Here is a 13,161-nt window from a genome sequence, read left to right as displayed (position 1 = left end):
TGTTCAACCTGACACCCCCTAATTATATTCCTCTAAGGTTTTTCCAACCATTTGTTTTGTAAAATGACCATAGACCCTGTCGTCCACTGTAACAACAGGAGCCAGACCACATGCTCCGACACACCGCAAAACCTGAAGGGTGTATTTACCATCTGGCGTAGTCTCACCTACTTTAATATTCAGCTTTCGTTCAAATTCATCTAAAATTTCAGCAGATCCCTTTACAAAACAGGCGGTTCCCATGCAGACATTGATAATATGCTTTCCAGTAGGTGTTTCCGTAAAATAAGAGTAAAAGGTAACAACTCCATTTACTTCTGCAATAGGCTGATCCAATTTAACTGCAACAAATTTTTGTACATCTTCAGGTAAATATCCGAAAATCTCCTGTGCTTTATGCAGCACAGTAATTAGAGAACTTGTTTTTTCCGGAACGGAATCAATAAAATCTTCCAGTTCCTTGAACTGCTGTTCTCTCTGCAAATGAAAAGACATACATTAGTACCTCCATTTCTAATTACTCTAGATACTAATAGTATGTCTATAATATACATATAAATTACAATTTGACTGCTATATTTTTATTTTATATTTACCAGCCCATAACATAACCAATATAATCGGTTAAAAGGTCAGCTGCTTTTGTATGCGTTTTTTCAGATGGATGCCAGTCTACGCAAATTCCATCGGACATAGCTTGTACATCAAACTGCATACAGGTTACTCTGGTATCATTGGTTTCCGCAGTATATTGTAAAACCGCTTCTTGAATCTGAGGATATAATTCTTGTCCCATAATACCTAATGTACAAAAAATCATTGCGTCTGGATTTTTAGCGCGGATTTGCTTTAAGAAAGCAATGTAACCTTCTACAAATTCTGCTTTTCTTAAGGCATTAGTTCCACAATATGAATTATCATTTGTTCCTAAATTAATTACTACAGCATCTGGCTGGAACTGATTAAAATCCCATTCCATATTGGTAGGATTACTGCCATCTGCAAAGGAATACCAGGAAAAACCAAGGTCGTTATAGTATGGAGGTATTGTCTGTGTTGAATTGATTGCTCCAGACGTATATCCTGATATAATACCAAAGCCACTTGCTGCAATAATACTATAATCTGCATTTAATGCGGCAGCTGTTTTATAAGCATATGTTTTAGAACCATTTTCAGTTGCTGTTTTAAATCCACCATAAATGTTTTCGTCGTCTACACCATATCCGCAGGTTATGGAGTCACCAATAAATTCTATCTTATGAGTCTTTTCCTGCTCTGGCTGAATATCAGCTGTGGAAGTTACAGAAATATTACTGATTGCCAATGGTATAAATGGGGATTCAGATAATTTAATAATTCGTACCGACACTGCTTTTGATGTTGCGTTCTGAAAAAAAGTATATGTTTTTTCCATTTCGTCTATCATATCATCCATTACTAAGGCACCATTTACAAAAATACCGATTCTAGCTTGATTTGTAGTATCTTCTGTGTAGCTTGTTTTGACTGTAACAGATGCTTTTGTACCTGTAAATGTAAATTCAATTCCAGATGCTGTATTGGTAATCCATCTTGTGCCATCAGCATCAACATAGGTTCTTCCTATTGCTTTAACGTGAGTATCATCTGGCAAAAAGGTTCTTTCTGCTAATTCACCTGGTACATAAGTAGGCTCAACGCTTGGTACAGGTGTAGGGGAGGCATCTGCTATTGCATTCTGCACACCACTTGTAACATAATCTACTGATTTTAATGTAATGGCTCCGTTTGTTGTTAACACATAGATTGCATCTAATGCTGTAAATTTTGTGCCATAGTCAGCAGCAACTGTATCGTAATCGAAAATTGCTGTATAGTTTTTATAAGAATTCTTTTTTATAATGGTTGGAGATACTGTAATCCATCCTCCTCCGCCTGACCAGCTTTGGAAAATTAATTTCAAGCTGTCTCTAGACTCTGTATACGTTACTGCAAAGTAACCGTCTTCATTTACAACGGAAGTATCTAAAACACCCCCATTTTTCAAAGTTGGAATACGAAGTCCCTGTGTCCATGTTGGAACATCTTCTGAACCATTAAATAGATTTATTCTATTTTCATCAGCAGGCGCTGATTGTGTTGGTGTTACAGTTGGTTCAACAGTTGCGCTTGGTACTGGCGTTGGTGTTATTGTTGTTTCAACGGTCGCGCTTGGTACTGGCGTTGGTGTTACAGTTGGTTCAACAGTTGCGCTTGGTACTGGCGTTGGTGTTATTGTTGGTTCTACGGTTGCGCTAGGTACTGGTGTTGGTATTATTGTTGGTTCTACGGTTTCAGTTGGTGCTGGTGCCTCAGATACATAATCCAGGGAAGTTAATGTGATAGCACCTGTTGTAGTGTTGAAATACAATCTATCCAGCACTGAAAAATTTGTTCCGTATGAAGCGGTAATATCACTATATGTAAATTTTGCCAAATAAGAACCATCAAGTGATGTTGTGATTTCAGATGGCACTACAATGGCCCATCCAGATCCGCCTGACCAGCTCTGAAAAATCATCTGAAGCCCTTCTTTATTGCCTGTAAAAGTTGCCTGAAAGTATCCATTTTCTTTAATAATGGCAGGATTAAAAGTTCCATTATTTTTAACTGTGTCATAAGTGAGTACCTGTGTCCAGGTAGATGCTGCTTTGGAACCTGAGAATAAATTAACAGTTCCACTCCCCGTCGCTGTATCTGCGGATACGGTTACTGGTATCACGGTAACCATTATTGCAAACACTAAAACGAATGATAATATTTTGTTTAAACGTTTCATTAAAATTCCTCCTATATTTTATTGATATTATTACTATAGGACATTTTTTTCTAAAAAAGTAGAACTTATGTTTAATATGTAGAATTTGATGTAATATATTGCGATGTTCTCATGTTCTTCTCAATTAAAAAGCTACAACACTTTAATACAAGCATTGTAGCAAATTATCTAATTCTACTGTTTATTTTAAAAACTTATCAACTGCACTATTTAACTCTTCTAATGTCTTGGTATCTCCTGTTTCTAGTGCATCTGTCACACATTGATTAATGTGATCCTGTAAAATGATTTTGCCAACATTGTTTATTGCGGACCTTACTGCGGAAAGCTGAATCAGAATTTCACGACAATCTCTCTCTTCTTCAATCATTCTTTTAATTGCTTCCATATGTCCGATTGCCCGGGACATTCTATCCATTACTTTTTTTGTTTCTGGATGTTCCTTTGTCACAAAATTCCTCCTTTACCATGCTATCCAACGAATTTACCAATAAACTCTTTAATTCTGGCATTATCAGTTGCGAAAATCTGTTCAGGAGAACCTTCCTCTTGAATTACTCCATTTTCCATAAAAATAATCCGGTCCGAAAGCTCTCTGGCAAACTGCATTTCATGAGTTACAATAATCATGGTCATTTTTTCTTTTGCCAGTTCCTTAATCACTTTTAGTATTTCTCCTGTTAACTCAGGATCCAGCGCGGAGGTTGGCTCATCAAAAAATAACATTTTTGGCTGAAGTGCTAATGCTCTTGCAATGGATACACGTTGCTGCTGTCCACCAGACAATTGGCAAGGATAGGCTTTTGCTTTTTCTTCTAACCCCAGCTTTTTCAGCAAAGACATGGCTCGTTCTTCTGCTTCTTCTTTTCCTATTTTACTTACAGCCATTGGGGCATCCATTATGTTTTTCAAAACACTGTAGTGAGGAAAAAGGTTAAAATTCTGAAAAACAAGACCAAAATATTGGTGCATTCTTTTTAAATCTTTTTTAGAAGAATATACACTTTTTCCTTCACCATTGTTTCGTGCCGCAGCTTCTCCCAGATATATTAATTCTCCACTATCCATTTTTTCCAACATGGTTGCACAGCGGAGAATGGTTGATTTTCCAGAACCAGACGGTCCAATGATGGATAAAACCTCTCCTTCCTTTACGGATAAGGAAATATCTTTAATAACCTGTAAGTCTCCAAATGCTTTTTTCATGTGATTGATTTCTAATATATTCATATATAATTTCCTTTCACATCCTGTCTCTATCTATAATAATTTAGTTTCTTTTCTATCTGCTCCATTCCCAGTGCAACTACTAAATTAAAGATGTAATAGAACAGCCCTGCGACCATTAATGGCATAATTGTCGTTTCAGAAGCCGCTATCTGTTTGGCAGTCGTAAACATTTCTACAATAGACAGAACAAACGCCAGAGAGGTATCCTTTACCAAAGTAATTGTCTCATTTGTAATAGCTGGTAAAATTCTCTTGATGACCTGTGGTAAAATAATTTTCAAAAATGTTTGTACTTTCGTGTAGCCAAGCACCTTAGCCGCTTCGTACTGGCCAATTGGCATTGACTCAATTCCAGAACGGTATATTTCAGCAAAATAAGCTGCATAGTTTAAAGAAAATGCAATGATTACTGCTGCAAAACGATAGGAACGACCCAGCTGGGCACCAAAAATGTAATAAGGACCAAAATATACTACGATTAATTGCAGCATCAGTGGAGTTCCACGCATTACAGAGATGTAAAACTTTGTGATAAGGCGCAATATAAAGTGCTTTGACATTCTTCCAAAGGAAATAAGTAATCCAAGTGGCAGGGAAAAGAGCAAGGTCAGAATAAATATTTCTACGGTAGTAATAAATCCCTTACCTAACTCAAAAAACATAAAATCTAAACTCATAATACTTCCTCCAGCAATAATTGGTTATTCACCTAAACAAACGCTATCTTGTAAATCCCAATCCTCTGCAATTTTCATAAAGGTTCCATCTTCAACCATATCCATCAGCGTTGCTTCTACTTTATCTCTTAACTCTTCATTTCCCAACAGAAAGCCTACTCCATATTGTTCACTGGATAGATATTCTTCCAAAATAGTAAACTTGGCATTGTCACGAGAAGACATTTGCGCTTTAGCCACACCAATATCCATTGCAATGGCATCTACTGTTCCCATTTCTAATTCCATAAATGCTGTGTTATAATCACTAAGCTCCACAACTTCAGCAAAGGATTCTTTTAATGCCTGGTTTGCTTCGTCATTGATTGCTGCCAGTGCAGAAGAATCTTTTTGTACGGCTATTATCTTACCAGCCAGACCAGCCTGGTTTTCAATACCTGCATCTGTAGCTACTACAAATACCTGACTGTTATTTACATAAGGAGAACTCCATGTATATTTATCTTCACGATCATTAATTGTAAATCCATTCCAAATGCAGTCGATAGAACCTGATGATAATTCCATATCTTTAGCATCCCAGTCAATTGGCTGTTTTACTAACTCCCAATCTCTACGGTTACAAACCTCTTGTGCCAAGTCCAAATCGAAACCAACGTATTCGCCTTCTTCATTTTTAAATCCATATGGTTCAAATTCTGCATCAAAACCAACTACAAATTGCTCCTTTGAAGACTTTTTTTCTCCACATGCAGCCAAGGTGCTGATTACAAATACCATTACTAATACTAAAGCAATTTTTCTTTTCATACTTTCCTCCATTTCTTTGTTACAACAGTAGCAGTTTACCACGCTAAAGTTATAGGGGATAACTATCCTATGTATTTATTATCCCTCTTTTGTAGGCATCCCCCATTAGGGGATAAATAAAGTATAGCAAGTTTTATTCGTATGTCAAGAATAAATTCGTTCGATCTTTTCTAAAGTAGGTGGATCTAATGGGATAGGAAATGAACTGCATGCAGAAGCCGCAGCTGCACTGGCAAATTTTACAGTTTCTTCATCGTTCATCTGGTGCAGAAGTGCATAGACACAGCCTGCTTTAAAAGTGTCTCCTGCCCCCAGCGTACTGACCACTGGAACGCGGTAAGGCTGAAAATGTCTGACAGGTTCACCTTTTCTACCGTACATAATATCTTTGGCACCATGGGTAAATAGTACAAGTCCATTTGTCCTTTGGGTATATTCTTCAAACAGCTGGTTCCGGTCTGCCTCTGGATACTGGTTATGTATAAACTCTGTTGAAATCACATGTATACTGGAGTATTGGTGTAAAATGCTGTCATAAGGGGCATCTATCATTACGAATGGCTTATGATGTTTTTGGCAGAGTTCAGCCGTTTTTTCTGACTGAGCCTGAAAAAATGGATCAATGCCTGCCACTTTACAAGAAATAATATCTTCCTCTAATGGCGCATTCCATCTTTTCTTTTCATCAGAGAAATATTGTTGAAACATACCAAATGGAGTTCTGGTAGTTTGATCAATTATGACATAGTCCTCCAGTCCGTCAAAGCTGTCATCCAGATAAAGACTGGTTATATCAACGGTCTTGTCTTCATAAAACTTTGCAATTTTGGGATAGGTATTCTTCCCCATGTGGGTACCGTCCATTTTCACCTGACATCCAAGACTTGCTAATACGGTAGCACTGGTTCCAGTTTCTCCTCCTGGCAGCACATATTTTTGTGTAATTTCTCCGTAAGTATCCGGCTCTGGATACTTCCCAGCTAACAGGTAGCTGTTAGTAATTAAAATCATTCCATATAAATATACATCGTGTTGGTTCATAGGGGTTCCTCCTTGGGATTTGAACTTTTTAATAATTGAGTTCTGCTTTTTCATGAATGATAGATGGTGATTTCTTTATAGATTTTTTATCGTTATGTCGTGGAGACTGCATTGATGTTTTTTATCCTTTTTATTGTAACACAAGTTGGGTTATTTTTGATCTACTAAAAAACAGATACGAAGAAAATCTTTTTGGAAGTTTCTTTGTATCTGTAAAATAATAGCTATTCTATTAAAAAACTGTATCAATGGATTCTGTAATACTTTCGCCGAAAAGAGCAAGGGCATTAAATAAATTGTTATTTTCTTATAAGCAATTTATTAAATGCTAAAAGGAAACGATTGGCAGTGTTTTCTATGGCAAGATCGAAACGATACAGAATACAATTAGCAACAAAAGAACGTTCTGTTCTTCATTCATTAACATTTATTCATGCTTAGTGCAATACCATTTTCTAACTCCGTAATTCAATGTTCACTGAACTCTTCTTTCAATTGATACTCTTCTAAAGAGATTCCTGCTCAGACAAAATCCTACGGTTGCTGCCTAAATGTATATTCACCCTCTTCATTTATGCAAAAAAAGTCTGCATAAGTCACATCAAAAATATTTTTTACAGAAGTATTTATCTTCCATTTCTCTTTAATTACCCTAGTCCAGAAGCCGCTTCTGGAAACATCATTTTGCAGGATAATTCCATAAACAATTCCGTCCTTATAAATTATTTTTTTATAGACAGCGTCGTTTTTCCAGACAGCTTCCACATAGCTGTTATCGGGAGCCACAGGCATTCCAATTGCTACGGTTCCTATGCCAAATAAATGAATGGCATTTTTAGCAGAAAAATAGTCGTCAAAATGTTCGTCCTTTCCTGCCATATTATAAGCTGCTATTTTGCCCTGTTTTGTTGCCGCTGGCCAGATTCCTGTAATGCCTGTAACATCTCCTGCTGCAAATACATCAGGAATAGAAGTCTGCATACAATCGTTTACCTGAATCCCGCGGTTCATTTCCAGACTATTATCAGGAATAAAGATTGTATTAGGCCGTACCCCTGCGGCAGTTACTACCAAATCACATTCTAATACCGCTCCATTATTTAAATGAACCGTCTCCACAAAACCATTTCTGTTTTGTTTCACCTCAACTACAGAAACACCTGTATAGATGACAGCCCCCATGTCCTCCATAACCCTTTGATATTGGCTGGCAGAATAAGAATCTAGCTGTAGAGAAAGAATGCGATCGGCCATCTCAACAACCGTTACCTCCAAACCAAGACTCAATAAGGCAGATGCCGCATCCAGGCCAACTAGTCCGGCACCAATAATAACAGCCCTCTTTGCAAAAGAAGCCACTTCTCTGATGGCATTGGCATCCCCAATATTCCGGAGCACAAACACATTTTTACTGTGTTCCATGCCCTTAATTGGCGGAATAACAGCATTTGCTCCTGCTGCAATCAACAGCTTATCATAACTAACATGACTTTTGTCCTCCAATACTACTTCCCTTTCAACAAATATAAGCTCCGTCACTTTTTTTCCACTTATCCATGAGATTCTGTCGGAATCAAATAATTTTTCATCCACAAAGGAAATGGTATCAATATCTCGTTTACCAGCGATTACAAAATGAAGCATACATCGGGAATATGCCTTTTCATCCTCAGAAATTAGAACAATCTGGTTCTTTTCATCAAAATCCAATAGCGTTTTTGCAGCACTGATTCCCGCAGCACCGGCACCTATTATCACATATTTCATATGGCATTCACCTCAATTAGATAGATTGCTTGATTCGGACAGCTTTCAACACACTTTGGCATACTGTTCTCTCCGCAAAAGTCACATTTCATGATTATTTTTCTAGCACTGTCATCGGCCTTCAAAACTCCATATGGACAAGACATTATACACATATAGCAGGATGCACACTTTTCCTGATTATAAGTAACCAAGCCTGTATTCTTGTCCTTAGTCATAGCCCCGCTAATACAGGCGTCCACACACTCTGGTTCATCACAATGCCGGCAGAAAATCGGAACTGGTTTATTGTTACTATCCAGTGCGATAAAATTACGACTGCTGTTTTCCTTATTCTCCAAATCCAGATGATAAAGAGTCGTTTTCTCCTTACCATGCTCTGCCATACAGGCTAAACTACAGCTGAGGCACCCATAGCACAAATCCTTATTTATCATAATCCGTTTCACAAAAATCACCTCTTTCTGTCAGGTATTTTATAGACCAAGTTCTTTTCTTCTGTTCACAATAATTTCTTCTAACTGATCCGCAGCCCTTTTTACATCGCCTTCAATAATCAGCTGGCCGCCTGTTAATGCTTTCATATCCTCTGTCAATATCTGCGTTACAAGCTTACTTCCCGTCGTAAAAGGTGGCAGGGCAAGATGGAGTGGGAGTCCCAGCGCCAGTCCAAAAGAACCGTCTGCCAGTGCCTGTTCCTCCAGCCATTGGGGTGCAGATAGTACCAGTGGAAGCTGTGGCAAATCAACATTTAACTCTTCTGCGATTTCCGACGCAACCATTTCCAGCCGTCCAATTGCCAGACATGGGCCAAAATTAAGTACAGGTGGAATGCCCAGCGCTTCACATACACTTTTTAAATTTTCACCAGCCAGCTGTGCCGCCTTTGCAGACATAAGCCCTACATTTTCCAAACCTCCACTGGAGCATCCTGCTGAAAGCACAATAATATCCCTTTTAATCAGTTCTTTCGCAAGCTCTACGGTAAATACATCATGTCCCTTTGCTGTCAAATTAGAACAGCCTACAATTCCTGCAATTCCTTTGATTTTACCTGATGCCAGCAAATCAATTAGCGGCTTCCAGCTGCCTCCCAGGAACTTCTTTAAGGAACCTTCGCTGACTCCGGTAAGCACTTCATCATCTCCATGTTCCTTTGATACATTTATTTCAACCAAAGGCCTTCTGTCCTGATAGCTTGTAACAGCTTCCTTCACAATATATTCAACAAGACTAGTACTATCCTCATAGTCATAAGGAATATATTCGGCATTTGCTTTTTTTGCCACGTCGTCAATACAAATCATTTTTATTTTATATTTATCAGCAATGGGCTCTATGCCAGGGAGAGTACAATTAAACTCCGATACAACCAGATCAATAGCACCAGTAGCCATCACCGCCTCACTAGTAAAATTATTTCCAGCATGACCTGAAAATACCTCTTGGCAATGTTCTCCCCGCAGCTGAAGATCCTGACCAACACAAGTACAGCCAATTAACCGAAAACCTTTTGCTCCAGCTTTTTCTGCTAGCTTTGTAATATCCTCTTCCACCAGTCTTTCCTGTAAATATGTAAACATAGAATGCTGATGTCCTGTAATCATAATGTTAATATAGCCAGAATCAATGACTCTCAGACCGACTGAAGCCTTTCTAAGCACAGGTGCCCCAAGCATAACATCATTCAGCAGATTGGTAAGCGTAAGCCCATAAAGGCCTGTAGATATTCCTAATCTCAGACAATGAAGCAGCATGTTCACAGGATCACTGCTTAAATTAGTGGATGTTTTGACCACACCGTCAAAAACCTCGGATTTTGCACCGCCTGGCAGAATTCCCATTTCCTTCCATTTCTCGTATCTTGGTCTATACGCAAGCTGTTCGACCAGTTCCATCTTATCAAATGACGGCTTATATAAATCCGCCAGAACCTTATCTGCAACCAGTTCCGCCCTTTCATTAATATTCTCAGCATTAACACCAAACAAATCTGCCAGTTTATTTAACGTTGCTTCACTTTTAATTTCCTTATTTTTGGAAGAAAAAGCCTTTAGATTTCTTGCTGTATTTTCCACAATATGAATATAACAGCCTGAACCAGCAGCTACTGCCCTGAGAAAGTTCCTTGCTACAATGGTATCTGCTGTCGCTCCGCATACTCCCTTTGGAGAACTTGGTGTAATTCTACAAGGCCCATTGGAGCAAAGACGGCAGCATACACCCTGAAGACCAAAACCACATTTCAGTTTTTGGGTTTCTACACGATGATGGGACGTATCCACATCAAGATTTGCAATAAACTCCTGTAAAATGGTATCTGCGGACTGACAAGTACTACATATTTTTTGATTTGACATAATTCATATTCCTCCTATTGTATACCAAAATGGTATAGTTTTGATTTTTATAAAGCCTTTACTAATCACCTTGTTTATAGCCACATAAAAATTTTTCCATGTGGCTATTGTATCCTAATTATGTTCTGGAAAAATGCGATTCCCTGATAAACGTATCTCTTGAAAATTGACTGTCTGCAATTGAGTATCCAGCTGAGTCTGAATCGTATCCAAAGCCAGATGAATCTTACAGGTAGTACAGCGGTTTAAGGAGCAATAGGCACTGTCATACTGACAGCGGTTCATATAAATAGGTCCATCTATTGCTACAATTACATCCTTCAATGAAATATCCACTGGACACCTGGCAAGGGAATAGCCTCCTCCCACACCCCTGTAAGAATTAAGTATGCCTGCCACAGTTAGTTTTCTAAGTAATTTTAATAAAAAACGTAACGGGATGTTTAACTTTTCTGAAATAACTTTAGCCTCAGTTTTATCATCAGAATCCATTTCTGATAAAAACAGAACTACCCTTAGTGCGTAATCACATTCCTGCGTTATCCCCATAAATTCTCCTCTAATAATACACTTAATTGGTATACTTTAAAGATACAACAAAATGATAAAAATGTAAATACCCAATTTCATCATTTATTATCATCCGTTGTCACGCGGTTTCTTCCAGCTTCTTTACTTTTATAAAGAAATTGGTCTGCACGCTGAATTGCCTGTTCAATCGTATCCTCGAGACGAAAAAGCGTTGCCCCGATGGAAATCGTGATTTTCAAATCTATATCCCTGCTGATACTGGATTTTTCAATCATGGTTTTTAATTTAGTACATATTTTCCTCAGGGAGTCCATGTCAACACCACAAAAAACTCCTAAAAACTCTTCACCGCCCCATCTGCCAATTAAATCACTGTTTCTTACCATTCTGCTAAAGGTTTTAGCTGCTACCTGAAGCACTTCATCTCCTATATTGTGTCCGTACTGATCGTTGATACTTTTAAATCGATCTAGATCAATAAAAGCAATTCCAAAAGGAATTCCAAATGACATAAAATCGTTTTTTTTCAATTCTAAAAAGGATTCAATATACCGCCGGTTAGGAAGATTGGTCAACTGATCTCGTAATGCCAAAGACTTTAATTCTTCCAGCTGGTGTAATAACGTATTCTGTTCTGTATAGTCATGAAATATCTCCATTGCACCAACAATTTCAAGATTCTCCATGATTGCAATGGATTTCATTTGAACAGGAATGCGGTAACCATTTTTATGATGCAGATAAACCAGACCCTCTCGGGTTATTCCATCCTGCATGGTTTTATGAAGGGGACAACCATTTTTGCAAATCTCTTCGCCTTCCTCATTCACATGATTAAGCAAATTTTGATAGCAAGATGTATGGATAACCTCTGATGCCGTAAAACCTGTAATTCGTTCAGCGCTCTTATTCCAAAAGGTTATATTCCGCTCTTTATCAACAAAGTAAACGCCGTCATTAATGTTTTGAAGAATACTTACACAAAGAGTTTGTTCGTCCATAATCAATCTCTCCCTTTTACTACTAAGACATATTGCTGTCTGTCATTGATACTATTTATTATAAATTTTACATGAATGTTTGTCAACGTAGTTCCTATCACAGAACAAACGGGGCAGCCATTTAACTGGCCACCCCTGTGATTAAAAGTCTTTCCGAGGAATACAAATTATAAACTGCTGTCGGTTCCCTGACAAGTATACTCTGTTCCATTTACAACATAAACGAACTTATAGGTTAATTTTGTTGGGATGGTTCCGTTTGCACCAAATCCAAATGAAACCGTTCCGCCAGAATAAATATTAGAGGTATAGCTTTCAGGCGTAATTTCAATTGTTGTACCTGTCGTACTCATTTTTGCACACCAGATATTTGTAATATCTGTTTCTGATTTCTGCAAATAGAGTTTCCAGCTTGTAATATTGGAAGATGATGTGTTCTTTAGTGTTACATTTAAATTATAGCCTGTACTCCATCCACTTCCGCTGGCAGTAATGTCAAGCACACTTGTTTGAGCGGCTGGTGTTGGCGTTACTACTGGCGTTGGCGTTACTACTGGCGTTGGCGTAGCTAATGTTACCTTTTCCAATGTCCATTTCTGGTTAGCACTGCCTGTATACTGGTAAAGCTGAACATTTCCACCTGAACCAGTACTGCTGGATGCTATCTCAATTCCACTGACATCCCCTGCAAGTTTCGATAAAATACCATATGTTCCATCGGAATTTTTCACAAACTTAAACATCTGATTTGAAGAACCTTTATCTGTATAAATCAAAACGTTGGTTCCATCTGCTGTTTTCATTCCAGCAATATCTAATACATAGGTGTTTCCATCTCCTACCTGGGAATACAATTTGTAGTAGCCATCTCCTGTGCTGACAACCTTCCAGGTATTATAAGATGCTGCACTGGAAGCTCCCCACTGCTGTACATTTGTACTATT

The 13,161-nt window shown here is 38.1% G+C and carries 13 protein-coding genes; all 13 read right to left on the bottom strand.

What is annotated here, in order from left to right:
• Positions 1-18: 18 nt before the first annotated feature.
• Positions 19-495 carry an NADH-quinone oxidoreductase subunit NuoE family protein gene (locus tag BM305_RS14535; RefSeq protein ID WP_092562264.1) on the bottom strand — a complete coding sequence of 159 codons (477 nt, stop codon included), beginning with the start codon at positions 493-495 and terminating at the stop codon, positions 19-21.
• A 97-nt stretch (positions 496-592) separates the two neighbouring features.
• Positions 593-2,800 (bottom strand): GDSL-type esterase/lipase family protein, encoded by a 2,208-nt coding sequence (locus BM305_RS14530; RefSeq protein ID WP_092562261.1) that lies wholly within the window; start codon positions 2,798-2,800, stop codon positions 593-595.
• A gap of 181 nt (positions 2,801-2,981) precedes the next feature.
• Positions 2,982-3,251 (bottom strand): metal-sensing transcriptional repressor, encoded by a 270-nt coding sequence (locus tag BM305_RS14525; RefSeq protein ID WP_330393503.1) that lies wholly within the window; start codon positions 3,249-3,251, stop codon positions 2,982-2,984.
• Between the two features lie 20 nt (positions 3,252-3,271).
• Positions 3,272-4,030 carry an amino acid ABC transporter ATP-binding protein gene (locus BM305_RS14520; RefSeq protein WP_092562259.1) on the bottom strand — a complete coding sequence of 253 codons (759 nt, stop codon included), beginning with the start codon at positions 4,028-4,030 and terminating at the stop codon, positions 3,272-3,274.
• Positions 4,031-4,056: 26 nt separating this feature from the next.
• Complete coding sequence (locus BM305_RS14515; RefSeq protein WP_092562256.1) at positions 4,057-4,707, bottom strand: amino acid ABC transporter permease; 651 nt, start codon at positions 4,705-4,707, stop codon at positions 4,057-4,059.
• A 24-nt stretch (positions 4,708-4,731) separates the two neighbouring features.
• Positions 4,732-5,517 (bottom strand): amino acid ABC transporter substrate-binding protein, encoded by a 786-nt coding sequence (locus tag BM305_RS14510; RefSeq protein ID WP_092562253.1) that lies wholly within the window; start codon positions 5,515-5,517, stop codon positions 4,732-4,734.
• 144 nt (positions 5,518-5,661) lie between these two features.
• Positions 5,662-6,558: a PfkB family carbohydrate kinase gene (locus BM305_RS14505; RefSeq protein WP_092562250.1), complete on the bottom strand. Its 897-nt coding sequence runs from the start codon at positions 6,556-6,558 to the stop codon at positions 5,662-5,664.
• A 534-nt stretch (positions 6,559-7,092) separates the two neighbouring features.
• Complete coding sequence (locus BM305_RS14500) at positions 7,093-8,325, bottom strand: NAD(P)/FAD-dependent oxidoreductase (protein ID WP_092562247.1); 1,233 nt, start codon at positions 8,323-8,325, stop codon at positions 7,093-7,095.
• On the bottom strand, positions 8,322-8,774 hold the full coding sequence (locus BM305_RS14495) for a 4Fe-4S dicluster domain-containing protein (protein ID WP_092562244.1): 453 nt from the start codon (positions 8,772-8,774) through the stop codon (positions 8,322-8,324). Before BM305_RS14495 ends, BM305_RS14500 begins: the two co-directional genes overlap by 4 nt.
• A 27-nt stretch (positions 8,775-8,801) precedes the next feature.
• Positions 8,802-10,685: an anaerobic carbon-monoxide dehydrogenase catalytic subunit gene (cooS, locus tag BM305_RS14490; RefSeq protein WP_092562241.1), complete on the bottom strand. Its 1,884-nt coding sequence runs from the start codon at positions 10,683-10,685 to the stop codon at positions 8,802-8,804.
• A gap of 114 nt (positions 10,686-10,799) precedes the next feature.
• Positions 10,800-11,234, bottom strand: coding sequence for an RrF2 family transcriptional regulator (locus BM305_RS14485; protein WP_092562238.1), 435 nt, complete (start codon positions 11,232-11,234; stop codon positions 10,800-10,802).
• 80 nt (positions 11,235-11,314) lie between these two features.
• Positions 11,315-12,217 carry a GGDEF domain-containing protein gene (locus BM305_RS14480; RefSeq protein WP_092562235.1) on the bottom strand — a complete coding sequence of 301 codons (903 nt, stop codon included), beginning with the start codon at positions 12,215-12,217 and terminating at the stop codon, positions 11,315-11,317.
• 167 nt (positions 12,218-12,384) lie between these two features.
• On the bottom strand, positions 12,385-13,161 hold a 777-nt coding region (locus tag BM305_RS14475; RefSeq protein WP_177214741.1), incomplete at its 5' end, for an RICIN domain-containing protein.

It is taken from the genome of Anaeromicropila populeti, from assembly GCF_900112775.1.
Lineage (GTDB): Bacteria > Bacillota > Clostridia > Lachnospirales > Lachnospiraceae > Anaeromicropila_A > Anaeromicropila_A populeti.
Note: the sequence above shows the minus strand (reverse complement) of the source record. Positions and strands in the feature narration are given on the sequence as shown.

What these genes read in the sequence shown, in the direction of transcription:
- BM305_RS14510 (WP_092562253.1), bottom strand. Translation starts at nt 5,517, where the DNA reads ATGAAAAGAAAAATTGCTTTAGTATTAGTAATGGTATTTGTAATCAGC.
- BM305_RS14535 (WP_092562264.1), bottom strand. Translation starts at nt 495, where the DNA reads ATGTCTTTTCATTTGCAGAGAGAACAGCAGTTCAAGGAACTGGAAGAT.
- BM305_RS14485 (WP_092562238.1), bottom strand. Translation starts at nt 11,234, where the DNA reads ATGGGGATAACGCAGGAATGTGATTACGCACTAAGGGTAGTTCTGTTT.
- BM305_RS14505 (WP_092562250.1), bottom strand. Translation starts at nt 6,558, where the DNA reads ATGAACCAACACGATGTATATTTATATGGAATGATTTTAATTACTAAC.
- cooS (WP_092562241.1), bottom strand. Translation starts at nt 10,685, where the DNA reads ATGTCAAATCAAAAAATATGTAGTACTTGTCAGTCCGCAGATACCATT.
- BM305_RS14480 (WP_092562235.1), bottom strand. Translation starts at nt 12,217, where the DNA reads ATGGACGAACAAACTCTTTGTGTAAGTATTCTTCAAAACATTAATGAC.
- BM305_RS14500 (WP_092562247.1), bottom strand. Translation starts at nt 8,325, where the DNA reads ATGAAATATGTGATAATAGGTGCCGGTGCTGCGGGAATCAGTGCTGCA.
- BM305_RS14520 (WP_092562259.1), bottom strand. Translation starts at nt 4,030, where the DNA reads ATGAATATATTAGAAATCAATCACATGAAAAAAGCATTTGGAGACTTA.
- BM305_RS14530 (WP_092562261.1), bottom strand. Translation starts at nt 2,800, where the DNA reads ATGAAACGTTTAAACAAAATATTATCATTCGTTTTAGTGTTTGCAATA.
- BM305_RS14515 (WP_092562256.1), bottom strand. Translation starts at nt 4,707, where the DNA reads ATGAGTTTAGATTTTATGTTTTTTGAGTTAGGTAAGGGATTTATTACT.